A 21,584-nucleotide genomic window follows, 5' to 3' on the forward strand; every position below is an offset into this window, starting at 1 on the left:
AGCAGAGAGGGTAGGATGGCCTGAAAATAAAAAAGTATCACCTTGTTGAGAACAACGTTGTGATACTTTATTATCTAAAACCCTGCATGAAACGCCTTTCAGCATTTACAGGGTAAAAATACTATGATGATTTACCGGTTGCAATAGCAGATAGGTGAGTACCTTATTTCAATCGGGGAATCATTATTTGGTTTTGGAAATTTCAAGCAATTGGTCATAAACAGCACTATAACTGCTCCCGATAGGTATTTCTTTTCCTGCGATCCAGACTTTTGATTTACTGAATTTTTCAATTTTTGCCAATGGGATAATAAAGGAACGATGCACCCTTACAAAATCTCTGGGCGGTAATTTCTCCTGTATACTTTTTAAAGTCATGAGGGTAAGTACCGGGTTGGGTTTGATATAGATTTTGATATAATCATCCAGTGCTTCAATAAGGTCAATATCTTTTAAATTAACCTTCATGATTTCATAATTCACTTTGATAAAAAGTGAATTTAACTGCACTTCCTGTGAACTCAGGAATTCAATATATTCCTTTGCCTTATAACAGGCTTTCAGGAAGCGGTCGTATTCGAAAGGCTTGAGCAGGTAATCTACAGCATCAACATTAAAACCTTCTACGGCGAAATCCTTATACGCAGTCGTGAAAATAACGGGGGGCTTTTCTATGAGGTTTTTATAAAACTGGATACCTGTTATATCCGGCATTTGAATATCGAGGAATATGAGGTCTATTTTATTGGCCTGCATAAAACTGATGGCTTCATCGGTATTGGTAAAAGTTTTCTCCAGTTTCAGGAATGAAATTTTTGCACAATATTCCTGAATCAGTTGTAGTGCTAATGGCTCATCATCAATGGCTATACAGTGTATCATGTTGTGATCTCCAGTTTTACGACATATGTCTTGTTCTCAATAGTGGTACTTAGCTGGTGCCTGTCAGGGTACATCAATTCTAACCTGCGTTTAACGTTGTTGATACCGATTCCGGTATTCTCCATCAGATTACTTTCAGAAGCTACAATATTATTGCTGGCATAAAATAATATCTTGTTGCCATTGGTATTGATCGTGATATCAATATTCGATAATTCTTTTGTGCTGACGCCATATTTAAATGCGTTCTCAACAAAGGGAATAAAAATGAGCGGTGCAATCAGCATGGTTTCAATATCACCTGTGGCTGAAAAATTAAGTTTCACTTTGTCTGTTAAACGAACCTGCTGTAGCTCTATAAAATTATGGATAAAATCAACTTCATTTCTTAATGGAACCAGGTTGCGTTCGGTTTCCGTGAGTATGTACCGCATAATAGATGAAAGCTTCATCACTGCAGGGGCGGTTTTTTCACTTCTTACTACTGCGAGTGAATAAATATTGTTGAGTGTATTGAAAAAGAAGTGAGGATTTACCTGCGACTTCAGGAAAGACAATTCTGTATTCAATTTTTCATTCTCTGTTTCCTTTCTTGTTCTTTCTGTTTTCAGCCATCGTTGTGTAACTGAAATACAGGTGCCGAATGCAAATACAAGGAGGAACAGCACAGTATTATAAGGGTCGGCGATGGGGCGGGCCCTTCTTGGTGCCCTGGTGAGTTTGGGTATGCCTTTGAAATCGGGGTTTCTGATGAACTCATTGTTCTGACGGATGAATTCAGGCTCTACCAGAAAATTGGCAATTTCTTTTGGTAAGAAAAGAAATGCACCCAGACAGGCGGCTATGGATAAAATATACCAGCCCCATTTTTTATTAATGAGCAGGCGGGGTACCAGTACATGTGTGTTGAAATAATAAAAGAGAACAATGAAAATATTATTACAGATAATGGTAGTGAGCATGTTATCGCTCATGCTGAATTCCCTCAGTCTCGGAAAGAATACAAGATAGGGCACGAAAAAGAAACAGGCCCAGGCCACCATGTGTGTAAATATCGTAATGAGTGATTTGTCGTTTCTCAAAGTGTGGTTGAAGTTATAGAAGTGAATTAATGTACCTCATGTTTGAGCCAGAATGATTGTTCGGGTATACCTGGTTTTGTTGGCGGCATACTTGAGCGTAAGCTGCTGCTTGAAACAACGCTACCACCTCCCTGACTTATTCTGCCGCCCTGGTTACTGTTAGCGGGAACAGCTACAATTCTGGTTTCTGTTCTTATTGGTTGGGATGAAGATGACATCAGTTCTGCTGATTTCAATTTTATACCTACAGAAAGCGGCTTATTCAGGAGGGCTTCTTTTCCGCCCAGTCTTGTAAATGGGATTTCATATTCTATATACATTACAGAACGCTCATCCCATCCAAAACTGATATTGATTTCATTGGGTAAATTAATAGCCTGTAATTCTGTTTCGAATTGCTGGTTTTTAAACCCCGTTTTTTTAAGAAATAACATACCACCTGTCATCTGTTCACGAAAAACCTGTACTTCTTCCGGCGTTTGTGTTTTTGTAGAAAGATATAATGCAATTTCCTGAGGCGTCTTTTGAACCGGAAACTCAACAAATGTTCCCTCTCTCTTTTTTGCTTTTGTATCTACAAATAATTGCATGCCACTCAACATCATTCTTTTCTGTACATCCGGATTCACAATGTAGAGGGCCAGGTATAGTTTTTCTGCATCATTGTCTGCAGCCATACGTATGCCGGTAGCTTCATGAATATCAAATGCAGAAGGGTCCCAGTCGTCGAGTACCGCATCGGTACTATGTTTTACAAGGGTATCACCTGGTGCATTTGCATGTAACCGATTGCCAGTTGCATATAGCAGGCCAAAGGTTAATGATAATATAGTAAATTGTTTAAGCATACGATCTTATTCAAATTTATTCTTCCGCTACAATTTAGAAAATTGTTTTGGGTGAACAATGAATAACCATCGGTAAATCCTTAATAGGACTCTTTTTCAGACGGGAAATCGCCCGATTTTACATCTGAAATATATTGAGTAACTGCTGTATGTATCTGTTCCTGCAAATTGAGGTATTGACGTAAAAAACGGGGCTTGAACATATTGCTGATACCCAGCATATCATGCATCACCAGTACCTGCCCATTACAGCCACTTCCGGCACCAATGCCAATGGTAGGAATAGTGAGTGAGGCACTTACTTCGGCAGCAAGGCTGGCCGGAATTTTTTCAAGCACAATGGCATAACACCCTGCTTCTTCCAGCAGGAGCGCATCTTTTTTAAGCTTGGCTGCTTCTGTCTCTTCTTTTGCCCTTACATTATAAGTGCCGAATTTATAGATAGATTGTGGTGTAAGCCCCAGATGTCCCATTACCGGGATACCAGCAGATACAATACGCTGGATACTTTCGAGCACTTCTTCGCCACCTTCCAGTTTAATGGAATGCCCGCCGCTTTCTTTCATGATACGGATGGCAGAGGCAAGAGCAATATCTGAATTGGATTGGTAGGAGCCGAATGGCAAGTCAACCACTACCAGTGAGCGGTTAATACCCCTTACCACACATTGCGCATGATAAATCATCTGATCCAATGTAATGGGTACGGTGGTTTCATGACCGGCCATTACATTGCTGGCACTGTCGCCAACCAGGACTACATCAATGCCGGCATCATCAAATAGCCGGGCAAATGAATAATCGTAAGCGGTGATCATGGATATTTTTTCACCTGCTGCCTTCATTTTCAACAGGGTATGAGTCGTTATTTTCTTGATTTCTTTCTGAACTGACATCTGCTTGTTTTTAGCTTGAACAGAACTGCAAAGTAGGCAGTTTTTTGAGGATTACCTTCGGTAGGATGGAATAGCCCGGTAAAATAAATACGAGGATAGCTATGAGCCATGAGCTGCGAGTATCTCTAAATAATATTAATGGGTTAGGCTCAGAGCTCACAGCCCTAATTATGCGGAACTTTTTTGCAATTCATCGTAGAGGTGCTGAATAAGACCATCGGCCAGGCCTATTTTCGGAACATATATTTCATCAGCATCGGCCCAGCGCATTACATTGATGTAAATCTGAAGTGCAGGTACAATAACATCTGCGCGGTCTTCTCGTAGTTTATAAGTATTGATACGGTCATCCAGTGAAAAACTGGAGATTTCTTTATAATAATCTTTTAGTAAATCGAGTGAGAGGGGTTTGCCGTCTTTTTTCTTACTCAGTGAAAATACTTTGTTGATATTACCACCGGTACCAATGGCTACAATTTTTTTATAACCTTTTGTTTTGTTTTTGATGATATCCTTCATCTCATTCCAATGCAGTTCATCAACCATATCTTTCAGTATGCGGATGGTGCCAATATTGAAAGATTGTTTAAATACCAGTTTACCATCTGCAAAAAAAGTAAGTTCGGTACTACCTCCGCCTACATCAATATAGAGATAACTGTGGTCGGTATCCATGTTTTCAGCTACATGGTTTTCATAAATAATGGATGCTTCCAGATCGCCGCTGATAATTTCTATGTCGAGACCGGTTTCGAGTTTTATTTTTCTGATCAGGTCTCCGCTGTTACGGGCATCACGCATGGCACTGGTGGCACAGGCAATGGTATGTTGCACACCATAGGCATTGATGAGATGCCCATAGGCTTTCATGGTTTGTAATACCATTCCCCTTTTTTCTTTTGAGATTTCTCCTTTTTCAAATACATCAAAACCCAAACGAAGGGGAACGCGAACAAGGTTGAGTTTGTTAAATCTTGGTTTGCCTTCGGCATCAAGACTAATCTCCGAGATGAGCAGTCTTGCAGCGTTACTTCCTATATCAATGGCGGCCAGCCTCAATGTGTACTACGTTTTTCCGGTGGAGGTAATGATAAGTCTCAATCTGAGAGCGTATCTTCTTTTTACCTGCGGAAGGTACATAGTTGTTGCTTAATTCTTTGTCGAGTATTCTCGCCTTTACATTGTCTCTTAATTGAATGTGGATAATCTCTTTTAATTCGTTCCTGATATCGGGGTCATTAATAGGTACTGCTGCTTCAATACGATGGTCGAGGTTCCTGACCATCCAGTCGGCACTGGAAATAAACATTTTTTCTTTACCACCATTATAGAAAATAAGTACGCGGGCATGTTCCAGGTATTCATCTACAATACTTACGGCCTTAATGGGGTGTTTGAATTTTTTATGATCAATCACTGCACAGAATATACCTCTTACCACCATTTGTATTTCTACTCCGGCTGCTGCAGCCATATATAGTTTATCGATTAATTTGGCATCGCTCAATGAATTAAGTTTCAGCGTAATGCCGGCTGGTTTGCCGGCTTTGGCAGCTTTTATCTCTTTAGCGATCAGCAAGTCCATTTCGCGGCGCATATTATTGGGGCAAATCATCAGTGTTTTACATTGACTTAATTGCGCAGCGCCTGTTTTCCAGTTTTCGAGGTAATGAAAAATGCGGTTGATATCGGCCATGATCATCCTGTTGGCAGTGAACAGACAATGATCGCCATATACATGAGCTGTTTTTTCATTCAGGTTACCCGTACTTACAAAACCGTATTGAACCGTCTTGTTACCTTTTCTTTTTTTAATAATACAGAGTTTGGCATGTACTTTCATTTTGGGTACACCCAATAATACTTTTACACCTTCCTCTTCCAGTATGTCTTTCCATTCAAGGTTGGCTTCTTCGTCGAACCGGGCTTTCAGTTCAAGCATTACAATTACTTCTTTTCCATTTCTTGCAGCGTTGATTAATGCATTGATCACTTTTGAATTGGCAGCCAGACGGTATGCTGTGATCTTGATAGATTGAACGTCGGGATCCATGGCTGCTTCACGCAGAAGATCAATTACTGCATGAAAAGAATGATAGGGGAAATGGAGCATAACATCTTTCTTCAGTACCACTTCTGTTACCCGAACACGACCATGAAAAGCTGGGTGTATCAGTGGTTCACGCCTTGTGTTTTTGGTATTAAAGACATCCGGAAAATCCATAAAATGTTTAAAATTATGGATGCGCCCACCGGGAATAATATTGCTTTTCCGGTTAAGACTTAAGCGTCTGATCAGGTATTCAAGTAAACCGGCATCCATTTCCTTATCGTATACAAAGCGAACGGGTTTACCCTTGCGTCGGTTCTTTAATCCCTTTTCTATTTTCTCTACAAATGTGGTACTTACGTCATTGTCAATATCTATCTCTGCATCTTTGGTTACCTTGAATACATGTGCGTCAAAATAATCATAATCGAAGTAGGTAAAAATTTCCGGCAGGTTATAACGAATCACATCTTCCAGCAGTATAATATGGTTCTCTCCGGGTTTTGAGGGTAATAGTACAAACCGGCCCAGGTCTTTTGATGGTATTTCTATCAAAGCATATTTCTGGTTGTAAGCAGAGTTTTTTTTCTGCATTACCACACCCAGGTAAATACTCTTGTCGCGCAGATAGGGAAGTTGGGGAAGGGTTTCAATCATCAATGGAATGATGTTGGAGCGCACTTTGTCATCAAAAAAATTGCGTACAAAATGTTTCTGTTCTTTGGAAAGCTGTTTTTCATTTACCAGGAATATCTTCTCCTTTCTTAGTTCTTTTAAAATGCCTTCCCAGATCCGGTTGAATTCATTCTGTTGTTTCAATACAATGGTCTGAATCTGGTCAATGATCGATTGAGGGTCTTCTTCCATGTGCATGTTCAGGTTCCGTCTTTTATCGGCGTACTCCACCATGCGTTTTAAAGTAGCTACCCTTACGCGGAAGAACTCATCTGTATTGTTTGAAAAAATACCCAGAAAGCGTATTCTTTCTTTTAGAGGCACAGTTGGGTCATTGGCTTCCTGTAATACCCTTCCATTAAAACTAAGCCAGCTTATATCGCGTTGAATGAGTTGTTTTTTCACAATGACAAGAATTGATGCTTCAATTCACCAAATATAAAAAAGGAGAGGAGAGAGCAATGTTAAGTTTCGTACAATTTGTCTAAAGAATTCCTGTGGAAAAAATTTGAAAATCTGCTGATTTGGAAATTGAAACACCTATACTCCTTGTATCATTTCCAAATCAGCACATCTCCAAATTCCCAAATTAAGAGTAAGACTGCTTGATATGCTGAATAATACCCGTTGTTGAAAATCCTGCTACAATTGGATTAATGACTACTCTGCCTCCATTAGCGATTACTTCTTTGGAGCCTACAATCTGTTCTATCGTATAGTCGCCGCCTTTTACCAATACATCTGGTAATATGGCAGTAATAAGCTGCTGTGGTGTGTCTTCATCAAATACAACAACAGCATCGGTAAGCGACAGGTTTGCCAATATCAAAGCTCTGCTGTGTTCATTATTTACCGGGCGATCGGGGCCTTTTAGTTTTTTTACACTATTATCGCTGTTTACACCTACTACGAGGTAATCGGCTTCTTTTGCTGCGGCACCCAATGAAAAAACATGTCCTTCATGCAGAATATCGAAGCAGCCATTGGTAAAAGCAATGGTTTTTCCGGTGGCGCGCCAGGCGGCTACTCTCGCCAGTAATTGGGTAAGTGTCATGACTTTTGCATCAATAGCATTAACGGCTCTCATGGGTATTGGAAGGTTTGGGTTTATTATAAACGGGTAATAACAGAAGACTGATACCCCCTAATAATACAACGATAAGAAATTGTGCAAACCATTGCAAAGTGCCATTGGCAAAACCAATTTCAAAAGGCACACCATTTTCTTGCAGCACTTTGGCAATAAAAAATGCAAATGCACCAATGCCTCCGGGAGTAACAATCATGCCAATACTTCCAAATGCCAGTGCACCCAAAGCGGCGCCCATGCCTAAATGTGAAGTTCCTTCAGTAGCCATGAGTCCAACCCAGGTTCCGGCAGCATATAAAATCCATATCAGTGCCGAATAAAATACAAACAACCCTTTTTGTTTCAATCGCCTGATGCTGATCAATCCTTCCCATACACCTGCCACAATTTTTTTAACCAGCACTACTATTTTAAGATGCGAAAACTGGTTGAACCAAACCCTGATGGCAATCATCAGGACAATGAGGATACCTGCAAAAATCAGCAAGGCGGTTATCGAAATATTTTCTCCTTTTTTAAAAAGCTGTCCGATGAGTTCGTTGCCATACTCAGCCAAGATATCTGATTGAGTTACCATGGTTAGGAGAAAAACGATACCCAACGATACTACATCAACAGCCCTTTCTGCTACAATGGTACCCACGAGTTTTTCAGCAGGTATTTTTTCGTACTTCGAGAGAAATGTACATTTTAATACTTCACCCAAACGTGGAATGGCGAGGTTGGCCAGATAACCAATCATTACGGCAAAAAAACTGTTGGCAACACGCGGTTTGTATCCCATGGGTTGCATCAGTATTTTCCAGCGTAAGGCACGCACAAGATGGCTAAGCGCAAGGATGATAAAAACGGGAATCAATAACCAGTAATTGGCATTGGATAAACTTGCTTTGAACTCGTCCCATTTATCATTGGGTATCTGGCGAAAGCTCCACCAGACTAAAAACAATCCCAATCCCAGAAAGACCGCATATTTGGCAAAGGAGAGGAGTCGTTTTTTCATAGCCAGAGTGGGTTACAAAATTATACTTGCGTTATCAGGGTATTGCAGTAATACTACAGCTTATTTCCCTCTTTTGGAAATACGACCCAGGGTTTGAACTGTTTAGCCGCTTCAAAATCCATGGTAGCATATGAAATGATAACCACCAGATCGCCTACGGCACCTCTGCGTGCTGCGGGTCCATTCAAACAAACAACACCACTTCCTCTTTTTCCTTTTATGATATAAGTTTCCAGCCTTTCACCGTTATTAACGTTGACCACCTGTATTTTTTCATTTTCAATAAAATTGGCTGCATCCATCAGGTCTTCATCGAGAGTGAGGCTACCCACATAATGTAAGTTTGCTTCGGTAATAACAGCGCGGTGTATTTTCGATTTCAGTATTTCTATTTGCATAATGGGCGCAAAAATAGTTACTTATTCAATGTGACATCTATTCTCCTGTCAGAGAAATGTTATCAATTAAACGTACACCCGACAGGAATCCGGCTGCAAGCGCTACAATTGGCAGTTGCCCGTCCCAATTTTCAATGGGTTCGAGGCTTTGGGCATCGGCTATGCTGATATAATCTACTTTGTCAAAACCTGCTTCCAGTAATATTTTTTCTGCGGCCTCCGACAATGCCAAAGTGGTTCCGGGCCGGATAGTTGTTTTTATCCATTGTAGCGAACGGTAAATGGCTGTTGCTTTTTCCCTGTCTTGGGCAGTCAAGCGAAGGTTTCTGCTACTCATGGCCAGTCCGCTGGCTTCCCGCATCGTAGGAACAATCTGTAGGCGGGTATGTATGCCGGTTTGGCGAATCAGTTCGGTTATTACCATACATTGTTGGTAATCCTTTCTCCCCAGAAATAGCCAGTCGGGTTCTACAATGGAGAGAAGACGATCCACTACCTGACAAACTCCCTGGAAATGCCCAGGACGGAATTCCCCTTCCAGACTTGTTTCAAGTGCTCCCAGCTTATATTGTTTCTTTTGAAAATCGGCAGGATAGATTTCAGGAACCGATGGAAGAAATAAAACATCACAGTTTTCGCTTTCAAGCAAACGGATATCCTGTTCAATGGTAACCGGATATTGTTGATAATCAGATGGATCGTTAAACTGAGCCGGGTTTACAAAAATACTGCAAATGGTGAGTTCTGTTGTTGTTTTTGAAGCCCTGAGGAGAGAGAGATGTCCGGAATGCAGGGCCCCCATAGTAGGCACAAAGCCAACGGAAATGCCCGACAAACGCTTTGCTGTAATATATTTTTTTAACTCATTTATGGTTTTGAACAGGATCATTAGAAGCGATGATTTAAGACTGTTTTTATGCGAAAATGTTGTTCAACTATATTTTACGTACCTTTGCCAACTCATTTTAGGCTTACCGCAACAAAAACGGTGCAAGGATGTCAACAAAGAAAAGAATTTTATTCATAGCCACAGAGATGTCGCCCTACCTCGAATTAACAGAATTCGCAGAGGTTATCAATAAACTGGCTATCAAGAGTAATGATGGTGGTTTGGAGGTAAGATGTATTATGCCAAGGTTTGGTGTAATCAATGAGCGCAGGCATCGTTTACATGAAGTAGTAAGGCTTTCGGGGATTAATGTATCAGTAGATAACGATGATTATCCACTTCAGATTAAAGTAGCTTCATTGCCCAATGCCCGTTTACAGGTATATTTTCTGGAGAATGAAGACTTCTTTAAACGTAAACAAATTTTCCATGATGATGATGAGTCATGGTTTGAAGATAATGCCCTTCGTACCGTATTTTTCTGCAAAGGAGCTCTGGAAACCGTCAAAAAGTTCGGATGGCCTCCAGACATTATTCACTGTAGTGGCTGGATGACGGGTCTTATTCCTGCCTATATTAAAACAGCGTATAAGAAAGAACCTGTTTTTGGTAACAGTAAAGTGGTATTTACTATCGGTGAGAATACCTTCAAGGAAAAACTGGGTTCAGATTTTCTGAAGCAGGCAGTAATCAATGCCAATATAAAAGAAAAGGATCTGGAAGCGTTCAAAGAAGCCAGTAATACTGCCCTTTTCAGAGGTGGTGCCAGTTTTGCTGACGCAATTACTTTCGGTGCAGAAAAAATAGATAAAAAACTGGTGGAGGAATTTGCCAAAGTGAAAGGAAAGAAAGTAGTTCCCTTCAAAGGATGGGATTCTGATTTAACAGAGTATTTAGAATTGTACAACGACCTTGCGGGCAAGTAATCCACAACACATGCGTTTATTTTCGACACTACGTAATACATTCATTTTCTGTATTATTTCGGGCAGTTTCCTCACTGGTTGTACCAGGATTACTTCTACTGAATTAGGCGGTGGTTTAATTCCCCCGATTGATGGTGTATTGACAAAAGATACCATCCTGGATGTCATTACCGATACTTATAATGAAATTGATACTCCCAGAATTTATAAAGGGGATATACATATGCTCGGCGCCATTACCAATGACCCGATATTTGGCCGCACTTCTGCTTCCATGTTTTTTGAATTATCCCCGTCTTTTTATCCTTTTTTTATTCCAGGTAATAAAGACAGTATAAGGGTAGATTCTGCCGTACTTATTTTAGGGTACAATGGTTTTTATGGCGATTCTACACAGCCTTTGCGTTTAACTGTATCGGAGATTGATCAGAGTACACCACTCGACAGGAATCGGTTGTACCCGGTAAACTATCCCAATGTTACTCCCGTTAATGCTGGGGCAGCGCTCGGCTCACCTGTATCTGTTGATATTCGCAGGTTAAGTGATTCAGTAAAAAACAGGTTTGAAATTGCTACCAATCAGATCCGCATCAGGCTGAGAAATGATGTGGCACAGCGTTTTATCAAAACCTATGATTCTACTAATGCCTATAAGAATGATTCTATTTTCAGAACCTATTTTGCAGGCTTTGCATTAACCGCGGATCAAACGGGGCCTGCCAACGCATTACTACGTATCAGTCTTTCAGACACCAATACCAAATTTGCTTTGTATTACAGTTCCAGTTCTACCGGCGCTACCACAAGAGATACATCAGTTCATTATTTCAGATTTAATACACTGGCCGGTGGTGATGCCAACTTCATTACCCGGAGCAGGGCAGGTAGTCAGGTAGCCAATTATACCACTACCAACAATAGCCCCAAATCTGATTCACTGGTATATGTTCAAACATCTCCCGGTACTACAGTAAGGGTGAGGATACCAGGACTGGCCTCATTAAGCAACAGGATTATTCATCGTGCAGAACTTATTGCAGAACAAGTACCAGATGATGCTAACCTGCTTACCATCGATCAGCAGATGAGTGTTCCCCGTTATTTATTGTTAAGTGTATATGATTCGGTTACCAACCGTAAACGAAATGTTCGCAACGATTATATCTTCTCTACAGAAGGTCCGAATATTACAGATTTTGGTGGATTTGCTTTTTATAAAACCACTCAGGGATACAATCGTGTAGCATCCTATACTTTTAATATGAGTCGTTATGTTCAGGGGATCATTTCCCGAAAAGATACTTCTCATTTATTGAAACTCTCTGCCCCGGCAAATGACTCTCTGTATTATGCAAATCCATACCCTAACCCCAATACCTACATTATCTATTACCTGAATCCAAGTATAGGTAACGACCCTGCGAATGGCCGGGTTAGACTGGGTGGCGGAACACATTCAAGGTTCAGGATGCGGATTAGGATTATTTTCTCTCGTATCTAAATCTGTGTTTGCATTATATTTGCACACATTAAAAATAAAATATGCCTTATTTATTTACTTCTGAAAGCGTATCTGAAGGACATCCGGATAAAGTGGCCGATCAGATTTCTGATGCGTTGATCGATAATTTTTTGGCATTCGATGCCCAATCTAAAGTTGCCTGTGAAACCCTTGTAACAACCGGTCAGGTAGTATTGGCGGGTGAAGTAAAATCGAAGGCTTATTTAGATGTACAGGAAATAGCGCGTGGTGTGATCCGTAAGATCGGTTATACCAAGAGTGAATATATGTTTGAAGCGAATAGCTGTGGTATTTTGTCTGCTATTCATGAGCAGTCTGCAGATATTAACCAGGGTGTAGACAAGAAGAAAAAAGAAGAGCAGGGAGCCGGCGACCAAGGTATGATGTTTGGTTATGCGAGCAATGAAACAGAAGATTATATGCCATTGGCATTGGATCTGGCACACAAGATCCTGATCGAACTGGCTGCGCTGAGAAGAGAGAACAAACAAATTAAATACCTGCGTCCCGATGCAAAGAGCCAGGTTACTTTGGAGTATGATGACAATAACCAGCCGGTGAGAATTGATGCCATTGTAGTATCAACCCAACACGATGATTTTGATACAGAAGCGAAGATGCTGGCTAAGATCAAATCAGATATCATCAATATCCTGATCCCACGCGTAAAAAGCAAGTACAAGAAATACGCAAAACTGTTCAACAACAATATCAAATACCATATTAACCCAACCGGAAAGTTTGTCATTGGTGGTCCGCATGGCGATACCGGTTTAACCGGTCGTAAGATCATTGTAGATACTTATGGTGGTAAAGGTGCACATGGTGGTGGAGCTTTCAGTGGTAAAGATCCCAGTAAAGTAGACCGTTCTGCTGCTTATGCTACCCGTCATATTGCCAAGAATCTGGTAGCTGCGGGTGTGGCAAGTGAAGTGCTGGTACAGGTATCTTATGCTATTGGTGTGGCACAACCTACCAGTATCAATGTAAACACTTATGGTACTGCTAAAGTAAACCTGACCGATGGCCAGATTGCTAAAATCGTTGAAGGATTGTTCGATATGCGTCCATACTTTATTGAGCAGCGCCTGAAACTGCGTAGCCCAATCTACAGCGAAACGGCAGCATACGGACATATGGGTCGTAAGAGTGAAGTAGTAACCAAAACCTTCAAATCGCCCGATGGTAAAGAGAAGAAAGTGAAAGTGGAATTGTTTACCTGGGAGAAACTGGATTATGTATCCAAAGTGAAAAAAGCTTTTGGACTCAAATAAAAAAGATTGACATCAACGAGAGCCCCCGGATAACGGGGGCTTTTATGTTTATAAGAATTACTGCTTAAATACATCCTCTAAAAAGAATGGTATGGAAAAAAATCCCTGGGTAAGCCTGCATTCAAAAACTGTCTATGATAATAAATGGATCAGGGTTACGGAAGATGATGTGATTAATCCCAAAGGAGGTCCTGGAATTTATGGGAAAGTGCATTTTAAAAATATTGCAATAGGTATTATTGCGATAGACGAACAACAGCATATATGGCTGGTGGGGCAGTATCGTTATACACTTAATGCATATAGCTGGGAAATACCGGAAGGGGGCTGTCCACTTTCAGAAAATCCGTTAGAGGGAGCCAAGAGAGAGTTAAAAGAAGAAACCGGGCTTGTGGCAGACGAATGGAAGGAATTGTTTCGCATGCACCTGTCGAATTCAGTTAGCGATGAACTCGCCATTATTTACCTGGCAGCCGGTTTAATACAGGAAGAGGCAGAACCGGAAGACACTGAAGACCTGCAACTGCAAAAGGTTTCGGTGGATCAGGCTTATGAAATGACGGAAACCGGTGCTATTACCGATTCGATCAGTGTGGCGGCTATTACAAAACTTAAATTAATGCAGTTACAGGGAAAACTGATATAGTACATTTGCATATGGCAATAAAACAAAGCGCATTGATTATAGGACGGCAACCCCTTGTGGAAGCGTTGGAAACGGGAAGGCCGATTGATAAAATATTGATGCAAAAAAATATTTCCGGGGAATCGATTGCCGCTATTCGTGAACTGGCGAGGGATAAGAATATTCCCATTCAGATGGTTCCACCTGAGAAATTGCATTCACTTACACGTGCCAATCACCAGGGTGTTCTTGCATTCGCAGCCCTTGTTCAATATATGGATCTGCAACAAGTAATTGATCATGTAGTATCAAGTGGAGCCGTGCCATTATTTGTTATGCTTGATGGGGTAACCGATGTACGCAATATTGGTGCCATTGCAAGAAGCGCTCATTGCTGTGGTGCACAGGCATTGGTGATTCCTGATAAAGGTGTAGGGGCACTGAATGAGGAAGCGATGAAAAGTAGTGCCGGGGCATTGGAGCATATTCATATTTGCCGGGTAAATAGTTTACTCAAAGCGGTTGACACCCTGCACCTGAATGGTATACAGGTATTTACCAGTGAAATGCGCGCAGATAAAAAAGTATATGAGCTCCAGTTTCAGGATCCCTGTTGCATCATTATGGGAGATGAGGGTAAAGGTGTGCAACCGTACCTTGCTAAAGCTGCAGATGCTTTTTTTACAATACCTATGGCCAATAAATTTGATTCCTTCAATGTATCGGTAGCAACAGGAATTGTTTTATATGAAGCAATGAAACAAAGAATAGAGAAGGCATAATTTCCCCAATCTATGGCATCAACAAATGAAAAAATACAACTGATTGAATGTCCGCGTGACGCCATGCAGGGATGGGCACATTTTATTCCTACCGCTACAAAGATTGCTTATCTCAATCAGTTATTACAGGTAGGTTTTGATACATTGGATTTTGGTAGTTTTGTTTCGCCTAAAGCCATTCCGCAAATGGCCGATACCAAAGAAGTGATTACGAAATTAGCTTTACACAATTCTTCTACAAAATTACTGGCCATTGTAGCCAACGAACGGGGCGCTGAAGAGGCAGTGGCTTATAATGAAATCAGCTACCTTGGTTTTCCTTTTTCCATTTCTCCTACCTTTCAGCAGAAGAATACAAATAGCAGTATAGATGAAAGTTTTAACCGTGTGAAAACTATTCACGAATTGTGTTTGAAAAAAGGAAAAGAACTGGTGGTATACCTGAGTATGGGCTTCGGTAATCCGTATGGCGATCCGTATAACAAAGAAATTTTATTAGAGTGGGCAGATGAAATGGCGAGTTTGGGCATTGGTATTGTTTCTCTGGCCGATACAGTTGGCCTCGCTTCTCCTGAACAGGTACGCATGGCATTAACAACACTGATTCCTCAGTACCCGTCTGTAAGTTTTGGTGTACACCTTCATTCAACAGCTTCCAACTGGAAAGATAAACTGGATGCGGCTTATACAGCTGGCTGTAAAAGATTTGATGGTGCTTTAAAAGGAATAGGGGGCTGTCCGATGGCACAGAATGAGCTGGTTGGCAATATGGATACAGAAAAAATGATTCCCTATTTCCAGGAAAAAGGCCTGCTCACCCAACTTAACACAAATGCATTGATAGAGAGCAGTAAACAAGCGGGTAAAATTTTTGAGTAAGTGTATGAAATTTCATTACGAATTTGATATCAAATCGCCTGTAAAACAGATACAACATCAACATTCCATGATGTTGCTCGGCTCATGTTTTACAGAGAATATCGGAGAAAAATTAAGGAAACATAAATTTCAGGTAACAGAAAACCCGCACGGAATACTATTCAATCCTGTAAGTGTTGCAGAGGCAGTAACGCAGTATATTGAACAAACTGTTTATTCCCAATCTAATCTTTTTTATTACAACGAATGTTTTCACAGCTGGAAGCACCATAGCCGTTTTTCAGGTATTACAGCTGATGAGGCATTGCAAAAAATAAATTCATCAATCAGTGATACGCATATTGCATTGAAAAAGGCCAATCATTTGATGATTACCTTAGGATCAGCATGGGTATATATGCTTACAGAAAAGGCACTCAACTATAAACAGGGTACGGTAGCTGCAAATAACCACAAGGCCCCTGCTGAATGGTTCTCCAAAAAACTACTCACCACTGAAGAAGTGTTACGGGTGGTGGATAATATGATTCATCGGTTGTTTCATTTCAATCCAGATGTCCAGATCATTTTCACCATCAGCCCAGTTCGTCATTTGCGTGAAGGTGTGATTGAAAACAATAAGAGTAAAGCTGTATTGATACAGGCAGTTCATCACCTGGTAGAAAAATTTGAAAAACTGTATTATTTTCCTGCTTATGAACTGGTGATCGATGATTTGCGTGATTATCGCTTTTATGCTGAAGACCTGGTACATCCCAATTACCATGCAACACAATATGTATGGGAAAAATTGGTGAATGCCTGTATGCCGGAGGATACAAGAAATTTATTAAAAGAAATTGCGGGAATAAACCTGGCTGTACAACATAAACCATTTAATGCGGCTACTGCACAGCATCAGCAATTTTTAAAAACGTATCAGGAAAAAACGAAAGTGCTCCAGCAGTTGCATTCCTATATTAACTGGGATGCTGAATTGAGTTATTTTTCAGCAAATATCCACTGATACTATTAATGTATCCTGTCGCCCCTCAACTCCATTTCCTGTATTATGGATGCTTCATACTCCAGCCATTGCTTCCAGCGTTTGCGTACTATTTCTTTGTTGATATACAATTCCGATAACTCGATGAACAAAGTATAATGTCCCGCTTCGCTTTCCATAAAGCGACGATAGAAATTACGCATATATTCATCAGTCAGTCCTTCACTTAATCGTTTGAAACGTTCACAACTTCTGGCTTCTATCAGTGCCATGGTAAGCAACTGATCAAGGAAGCGACCTTCTTCATCACCCCCTTTTTGCTGGAACTCCAATAATTTATTTACATAAATATCTTTTCGCTGCGTACCCAGTTCTAATCCTCTTTTGTGAAGTTCATTCAGCACAAGCCTGAAATGGCCCCATTCTTCTGTAACAATAGGGGATAATTGTTTTACCAATTCCACTCTTTGTGAGTAACGCTGTATCAGTGAAATACAGGTGAGTGCTGCTTTTTGTTCGCAGTAAGCATGATCGGTAAGGATGGCTTCCAGCCGAATGCTGGCAAGGTCTACCCAGCGTGGGTCGGTTGGTAAATGAAGACCGAGAATATTTTTTGTATGGTCAGAGAGTTCCATAAGCTGTAATTACGGTGCAAAATACTCAGGAAAGATCAATTACCCTACAAAGCTGCTGTAACACAAATTGCTTTAGTTTTACCTCCATGTATCCGGATGATTTTTTAAGACGTAAACTCGAGGAAAGGATTGCAAAACAATCGCTGAGAAGCCTTCGTTTGTCACAGGGCTTGATTGATTTCTGTTCAAATGATTACCTCGGGATAGCGCATCAACATTTGCTGAGATTATCCAGTACAGCAAATCTGGCTTCAGGTTCAACCGGATCTCGGTTGCTTGCAGGACATTATACCTTATTAGAAGAAACAGAAAAACAGATTGCAGGATTTCATCAGGCAGCAACTGCACTCATCTATAATTCAGGATACGATGCCAACCTTGGTTTGCTTTCATCTGTTCCTCAGAAAGGAGATACTATTTTCTACGATCAGCTTTCTCATGCCTCGATAAGAGATGGAATACGATTGTCATTTGCACAATCTTTTTCATTTACGCACAATGATATGGCTGATCTGAGAAAAAAACTACTACAGGCAACCGGTACTGTTTTTATTGTTACTGAGTCTGTGTTCAGTATGGACGGGGATATTTGCCCGCTGCAGCAACTGGTAGCAATTGCAAACGAATATAAAGCTCATCTGGTAATTGACGAGGCGCATGCAACGGGTGTAGTAGGTAAACAAGGGGAGGGATTGGTACAAGAACTCGGCTTGCAAACAGCCATATTTGCGCGAATACATACATTCGGAAAAGCATGCGGATGTCATGGAGCTGTTGTATTGGGGTCTGAACAGTTGAGGACTTACCTGATTAATTTTTCCCGCAGCCTGATTTATTCAACATCCCTTCCGGAACATGCGGTGGCCATGATTGCGGAATCTTATCGTTTATTTCCTTCAATGGATGCTGAGCGAAAACAACTGGAGCAGTTGATTGATATTTTTCAGCATGCAACTATCCGGTATGAAAAACTTTCTTCCTCAACACCTATCCAGGGCATTGTTGTGCCGGGGAATAAGGCAGTAAAAGAATTAGCCGAGAAACTACAACAGGAAGGGTTTGATGTTCGCCCTATTTTATACCCAACAGTGCCGGAAGGCAAGGAGAGACTGCGTATTGTAATGCATGCCTATAATACAGTTCAGGAACTTCAGCGCTTATTAAACCTTCTCACCTGAGAGTAAGCTTATGAGAGGCAGGTTGTGCAAAATGCCTTATATTCATTTTCAAATTTTGGCTAATGAGAATCGTTCCATTTATTATTTCAGCAGTAGGTGCTGCCGGATTGATAGCTGTATTAAATACGCAGTTGCCGGTTGGAGGAAGCAAAACACCCAGGCTGGGTTATTTTCTCTCTCCGCAACAGGGTTTTTGGCAGAATGCTGAACCTGTAAATGGATCCCATGACGGGAATATTAAACTCGTGGGCTTAAAAGCCAAAGTTGATGTGTACATGGATGAGCGACTTGTGCCACATATTTATGCAGAAAACGATGTGGATGCCTATTATACCCAGGGTTACCTGCATGCCAAATACAGGTTATGGCAAATGGAATTTCAGACCCATGTGGCAGCTGGCAGACTGAGTGAAATTGTAGGGCCTGACCGAATTGATACCGACAAGTTTTTCCGAAGAATGGGCATGGTCTATGCAGCAGAGAAAACCATGAAGGAAGCTTCTAAAAATAAGGAAATCAAAGCTGCTATCGATGCTTATGCTCAAGGAGTAAATGATTATATCAGTAAGCTTGAACCTCAACAGATACCGTTTGAGTATAAATTACTTGATTATAAACCGGAAGCATGGACAGCGCAGAAAACATATCTTTTTCTGATGTTTATGTCTTATGACCTTACTGCAAGAGGTGTAACCAACGACCTGAAAATGACCAATGCACGGAATTATTTCGGGTATGAAGATTTTGATCAGTTGTATACAAATGTGCAGGATTCGCTTGATCCGATTGTTCCCAAAGGAACTGCTTATACACCGGCATCCATATCAGTTACAGCGCCTGCAAGTGTTGACTCTTTATACTATGGAAAAACAAATAGCGGTGGTGCTGCTATTGCGCCTGTTGTGCCGGATAAAAATAATGGAAGTAATAATTGGGCCGTAGCTGGTAGCAAAACCAAAAGTGGAAGACCCATACTGGCTAACGATCCGCATCTTGGTCTTAACCTTCCTTCTCTCTGGTATGAGGTTCAAATTACCACACCTACACATAGCACTTATGGTGCCAGTTTTCCGGGTTCACCAGCTGTTATTATCGGATTCAATGATAGCATTGCATGGGGGGTAACCAATGCAGGAAGAGATGTGATTGACTATTACGATATGAAATTCAAAGACAGTACCCTTGAGCAATACTGGTACAACGATGTATGGAACAAGGCCGATGTAAAAGAAGAAGTGATTAAAGTAAAAGGTAAACCAGATGTAATAGATCATGTGGCTTATACCGCATTCGGGCCAGTGATGTATGATCCTTCTTACAAGAATGAAAGTACCAAAGGGAAATACCTGGCACTTAAGTGGACGGCTCACGAAGGAGGACAGGGATTACAAACATTTTATGATTTGAACAGGGCAAGGAATTTTGATGACTATCTGACTGCCATTCATAAATGGACCTGTCCGGGGCAGAATTTTGTGTTTGTCTCCAAGTCTGGCGATATAGCTATCAAACAGCAGGGGGCTTTTGTAGCCAGGTGGAACAGACAGGGTGATTTTATTATGCCCGGAGAAGACAATCAATACATGTGGCAGGGTATTATTCCCAACACAGAAAACCCGATGATGAAAAACCCGGCACGTGGTTTTGTTAGTAGTGCTAACCAGAAATCGACTGATGATAGTTACCCGTATTATTTAGGCGCCGCCAGTGATTTTCCTGTTTACCGTGGTGTGATCATCAACAAAAAACTGGCCGCCATGAATAATATTACAGCGGCAGATATCCAGGAGATGCAAACAGACAATTACAATGTTTTTGCTGAAATGGCCAGACCTGTACTATTGAAATTTGCCAGTGAAATAGCTCTTACAACCGAAGAAAAAAAATACATTGGGGTCTTGCAAAGCTGGAACCTAAGGAACGATGTCGGCGAGCAGGGCGCAACCGTGTTCAGGGCCATCTGGGACAGTCTGGAAACAGCCATCTGGAAAGACGAGTTTGAGCGTTCACCATTGCCATTACCCTGGCCCGATGAACCCATATTATTAGATATCATGTTACGCGATAGTGTGTATTATTTTGCTGACAATGCCAATACACCCGATAAAACAGAAACCTTACGTGATGCTGTATCTATGGCCATTCAAAAAGCAACAAAAGCCTGTGCTGAACTAGAGAAAAATGAAGAACTGGCCTGGGGTAAATTTAAAGACTCAAGAATCAATCATTTATTAAAAATCGATCCACTCAGTCGGTTACATCTGCCGATAGGAGGGGGAGTACATATTATTAATGCAACCACCAAAACACATGGTCCGAGCTGGCGTATGATTGTTCATATGACTGATGAAATTGAAGCATATGGGGTTTATCCCGGCGGACAAAGCGGCAATCCCGGTAGTAAATACTATGATGATTTTGTAGATACCTGGGCAGCAGGTAAGTATTACAGGATTTTATTTTTGAAAAAAATCGCCGCCGCTAAAAGTGCACAGATGAAGTGGCACTTAACATTTACCAACAGCTAAACTCTTTTTATGAAATTTTTATCTGCATTGCTGTTAACAGCATTACTGGCTTTTGCTACAGGATTGTATGGTGCATTACCATGGTGGAGTTTTGCTATCACTTCATTTATCGTAGCTATTGCAATACACCAGAAAGCAGGGAAAGCTTTTTTAGCGGGTTTTGCCGGACTTTTTTTACTCTGGAGCATACTTGCATTTCTGATTGATAATGCCAATGACCATATCCTTGCTACCAAAGTGGCTACAATATTACCGCTTGGGGGATCATACTGGGTGTTGATTCTGTTAACAGGAATCATTGGGGGGCTTGTATCTGGCCTTACTGCACTTGCAGGAAGTTATATGCGCCAGACGCCAAAACCCAAGCAGTCAGAAAGTATATAAGGTATTAATTATTCGTTAAAGCATGACTATCGGGGGATCCGTGTAATAAAAAG

The 21,584-nt window shown here is 41.0% G+C and carries 21 protein-coding genes; 10 read left to right on the forward strand and 11 right to left on the reverse strand.

Features of this window, described 5'->3' with window-relative positions; translation table 11 throughout:
- Window positions 1–183: 183 nt before the first annotated feature.
- The 10 genes from KXJ59_RS08730 to panC form a co-directional block, all read right to left on the reverse strand.
- The gene (locus KXJ59_RS08730) at window positions 184–882 is read right to left on the reverse strand and encodes a LytTR family DNA-binding domain-containing protein (RefSeq protein WP_295203350.1); all 699 of its coding nucleotides are present in this window, start codon (window positions 880–882) and stop codon (window positions 184–186) included.
- On the reverse strand, window positions 879–1,964 hold the full coding sequence (locus KXJ59_RS08735) for a sensor histidine kinase (RefSeq protein WP_295203352.1): 1,086 nt from the start codon (window positions 1,962–1,964) through the stop codon (window positions 879–881). The genes KXJ59_RS08730 and KXJ59_RS08735 overlap by 4 nt, the downstream gene beginning before the upstream one ends.
- Window positions 1,965–1,990: 26 nt before the next feature.
- Window positions 1,991–2,812 carry a hypothetical protein gene (locus KXJ59_RS08740; RefSeq protein ID WP_295203355.1) on the reverse strand — a complete coding sequence of 274 codons (822 nt, stop codon included), beginning with the start codon at window positions 2,810–2,812 and terminating at the stop codon, window positions 1,991–1,993.
- Between the two features lie 80 nt (window positions 2,813–2,892).
- Window positions 2,893–3,708, reverse strand: coding sequence for a 3-methyl-2-oxobutanoate hydroxymethyltransferase (gene panB, locus KXJ59_RS08745; RefSeq protein ID WP_295203358.1), 816 nt, complete (start codon window positions 3,706–3,708; stop codon window positions 2,893–2,895).
- 168 nt (window positions 3,709–3,876) lie between these two features.
- The gene (locus tag KXJ59_RS08750) at window positions 3,877–4,767 is read right to left on the reverse strand and encodes an exopolyphosphatase (RefSeq protein WP_295203360.1); all 891 of its coding nucleotides are present in this window, start codon (window positions 4,765–4,767) and stop codon (window positions 3,877–3,879) included.
- The gene (gene ppk1, locus KXJ59_RS08755) at window positions 4,748–6,838 is read right to left on the reverse strand and encodes a polyphosphate kinase 1 (RefSeq protein WP_295203363.1); all 2,091 of its coding nucleotides are present in this window, start codon (window positions 6,836–6,838) and stop codon (window positions 4,748–4,750) included. The genes KXJ59_RS08750 and ppk1 overlap by 20 nt, the downstream gene beginning before the upstream one ends.
- Window positions 6,839–7,022: 184 nt before the next feature.
- Window positions 7,023–7,520 (reverse strand): D-glycero-beta-D-manno-heptose 1-phosphate adenylyltransferase, encoded by a 498-nt coding sequence (gene rfaE2 / locus KXJ59_RS08760; RefSeq protein WP_295203365.1) that lies wholly within the window; start codon window positions 7,518–7,520, stop codon window positions 7,023–7,025.
- Window positions 7,507–8,526, reverse strand: coding sequence for a lysylphosphatidylglycerol synthase transmembrane domain-containing protein (locus tag KXJ59_RS08765; RefSeq protein WP_295203368.1), 1,020 nt, complete (start codon window positions 8,524–8,526; stop codon window positions 7,507–7,509). The genes rfaE2 and KXJ59_RS08765 overlap by 14 nt, the downstream gene beginning before the upstream one ends.
- Window positions 8,527–8,579: 53 nt before the next feature.
- The gene (gene panD / locus KXJ59_RS08770) at window positions 8,580–8,924 is read right to left on the reverse strand and encodes an aspartate 1-decarboxylase (protein ID WP_295203371.1); all 345 of its coding nucleotides are present in this window, start codon (window positions 8,922–8,924) and stop codon (window positions 8,580–8,582) included.
- 37 nt (window positions 8,925–8,961) lie between these two features.
- On the reverse strand, window positions 8,962–9,813 hold the full coding sequence (panC, locus tag KXJ59_RS08775) for a pantoate--beta-alanine ligase (RefSeq protein ID WP_295203373.1): 852 nt from the start codon (window positions 9,811–9,813) through the stop codon (window positions 8,962–8,964).
- A 107-nt stretch (window positions 9,814–9,920) separates the two neighbouring features.
- Between panC and KXJ59_RS08780 the strand changes: the two genes are divergently transcribed.
- The 7 genes from KXJ59_RS08780 to KXJ59_RS08810 all read left to right on the forward strand — a co-directional run bounded on the left by KXJ59_RS08780 (window position 9,921) and on the right by KXJ59_RS08810 (window position 16,827).
- Entirely contained in the window at window positions 9,921–10,739 is an 819-nt protein-coding gene (locus KXJ59_RS08780; protein WP_295203376.1) for a glycogen/starch synthase, read from the forward strand.
- Window positions 10,740–10,749: 10 nt separating this feature from the next.
- Window positions 10,750–12,240 (forward strand): DUF4270 family protein, encoded by a 1,491-nt coding sequence (locus KXJ59_RS08785; protein ID WP_295203379.1) that lies wholly within the window; start codon window positions 10,750–10,752, stop codon window positions 12,238–12,240.
- A gap of 41 nt (window positions 12,241–12,281) precedes the next feature.
- Window positions 12,282–13,535, forward strand: a complete 1,254-nt coding sequence (gene metK, locus KXJ59_RS08790) for a methionine adenosyltransferase (protein WP_295203381.1) — start codon at window positions 12,282–12,284, stop codon at window positions 13,533–13,535.
- A gap of 91 nt (window positions 13,536–13,626) precedes the next feature.
- Entirely contained in the window at window positions 13,627–14,181 is a 555-nt protein-coding gene (locus KXJ59_RS08795) for an NUDIX hydrolase (RefSeq protein WP_295203384.1), read from the forward strand.
- 11 nt (window positions 14,182–14,192) lie between these two features.
- Window positions 14,193–14,942, forward strand: coding sequence for a 23S rRNA (guanosine(2251)-2'-O)-methyltransferase RlmB (gene rlmB / locus KXJ59_RS08800; RefSeq protein ID WP_295203386.1), 750 nt, complete (start codon window positions 14,193–14,195; stop codon window positions 14,940–14,942).
- Between the two features lie 12 nt (window positions 14,943–14,954).
- The gene (locus tag KXJ59_RS08805) at window positions 14,955–15,821 is read left to right on the forward strand and encodes a hydroxymethylglutaryl-CoA lyase (RefSeq protein ID WP_295203389.1); all 867 of its coding nucleotides are present in this window, start codon (window positions 14,955–14,957) and stop codon (window positions 15,819–15,821) included.
- 4 nt (window positions 15,822–15,825) lie between these two features.
- A complete protein-coding gene (locus tag KXJ59_RS08810; RefSeq protein WP_295203392.1) occupies window positions 15,826–16,827 on the forward strand; it encodes a GSCFA domain-containing protein in 1,002 nt (333 codons plus the stop codon).
- 5 nt (window positions 16,828–16,832) lie between these two features.
- Here the strand turns inward: KXJ59_RS08810 and KXJ59_RS08815 are convergent, their stop codons facing one another.
- A complete protein-coding gene (locus KXJ59_RS08815) occupies window positions 16,833–17,441 on the reverse strand; it encodes a tRNA-(ms[2]io[6]A)-hydroxylase (protein WP_295203395.1) in 609 nt (202 codons plus the stop codon).
- A gap of 86 nt (window positions 17,442–17,527) precedes the next feature.
- Here KXJ59_RS08815 and KXJ59_RS08820 point away from each other — a divergent pair, with 86 nt between their 5' ends.
- The 3 genes from KXJ59_RS08820 (at window position 17,528) to KXJ59_RS08830 (ending at window position 21,531) form a co-directional block, all read left to right on the forward strand.
- Window positions 17,528–18,619, forward strand: coding sequence for an 8-amino-7-oxononanoate synthase (locus tag KXJ59_RS08820; protein WP_295203397.1), 1,092 nt, complete (start codon window positions 17,528–17,530; stop codon window positions 18,617–18,619).
- A 62-nt stretch (window positions 18,620–18,681) separates the two neighbouring features.
- Window positions 18,682–21,147, forward strand: coding sequence for a penicillin acylase family protein (locus KXJ59_RS08825; protein ID WP_295203400.1), 2,466 nt, complete (start codon window positions 18,682–18,684; stop codon window positions 21,145–21,147).
- A 9-nt stretch (window positions 21,148–21,156) separates the two neighbouring features.
- Window positions 21,157–21,531 carry a hypothetical protein gene (locus KXJ59_RS08830; protein ID WP_295203402.1) on the forward strand — a complete coding sequence of 125 codons (375 nt, stop codon included), beginning with the start codon at window positions 21,157–21,159 and terminating at the stop codon, window positions 21,529–21,531.
- Window positions 21,532–21,584: the final 53 nt, after the last annotated feature.

Source organism: Sediminibacterium sp. (genome assembly GCF_019264485.1).
Classification (GTDB): domain Bacteria; phylum Bacteroidota; class Bacteroidia; order Chitinophagales; family Chitinophagaceae; genus Sediminibacterium.

Coding starts and splice junctions, on each gene's coding strand:
- KXJ59_RS08730 (WP_295203350.1), bottom strand. CDS start 882: ATGATACACTGTATAGCCATTGATGATGAGCCATTAGCACTACAACTG.
- KXJ59_RS08740 (WP_295203355.1), bottom strand. CDS start 2,812: ATGCTTAAACAATTTACTATATTATCATTAACCTTTGGCCTGCTATAT.
- panB (WP_295203358.1), bottom strand. CDS start 3,708: ATGTCAGTTCAGAAAGAAATCAAGAAAATAACGACTCATACCCTGTTG.
- rfaE2 (WP_295203365.1), bottom strand. CDS start 7,520: ATGAGAGCCGTTAATGCTATTGATGCAAAAGTCATGACACTTACCCAA.
- KXJ59_RS08765 (WP_295203368.1), bottom strand. CDS start 8,526: ATGAAAAAACGACTCCTCTCCTTTGCCAAATATGCGGTCTTTCTGGGA.
- panD (WP_295203371.1), bottom strand. CDS start 8,924: ATGCAAATAGAAATACTGAAATCGAAAATACACCGCGCTGTTATTACC.
- panC (WP_295203373.1), bottom strand. CDS start 9,813: ATGATCCTGTTCAAAACCATAAATGAGTTAAAAAAATATATTACAGCA.
- KXJ59_RS08780 (WP_295203376.1), top strand. CDS start 9,921: ATGTCAACAAAGAAAAGAATTTTATTCATAGCCACAGAGATGTCGCCC.
- KXJ59_RS08785 (WP_295203379.1), top strand. CDS start 10,750: ATGCGTTTATTTTCGACACTACGTAATACATTCATTTTCTGTATTATT.
- metK (WP_295203381.1), top strand. CDS start 12,282: ATGCCTTATTTATTTACTTCTGAAAGCGTATCTGAAGGACATCCGGAT.
- KXJ59_RS08795 (WP_295203384.1), top strand. CDS start 13,627: ATGGAAAAAAATCCCTGGGTAAGCCTGCATTCAAAAACTGTCTATGAT.
- rlmB (WP_295203386.1), top strand. CDS start 14,193: ATGGCAATAAAACAAAGCGCATTGATTATAGGACGGCAACCCCTTGTG.
- KXJ59_RS08805 (WP_295203389.1), top strand. CDS start 14,955: ATGGCATCAACAAATGAAAAAATACAACTGATTGAATGTCCGCGTGAC.
- KXJ59_RS08810 (WP_295203392.1), top strand. CDS start 15,826: ATGAAATTTCATTACGAATTTGATATCAAATCGCCTGTAAAACAGATA.
- KXJ59_RS08815 (WP_295203395.1), bottom strand. CDS start 17,441: ATGGAACTCTCTGACCATACAAAAAATATTCTCGGTCTTCATTTACCA.
- KXJ59_RS08820 (WP_295203397.1), top strand. CDS start 17,528: ATGTATCCGGATGATTTTTTAAGACGTAAACTCGAGGAAAGGATTGCA.
- KXJ59_RS08825 (WP_295203400.1), top strand. CDS start 18,682: ATGAGAATCGTTCCATTTATTATTTCAGCAGTAGGTGCTGCCGGATTG.
- KXJ59_RS08830 (WP_295203402.1), top strand. CDS start 21,157: ATGAAATTTTTATCTGCATTGCTGTTAACAGCATTACTGGCTTTTGCT.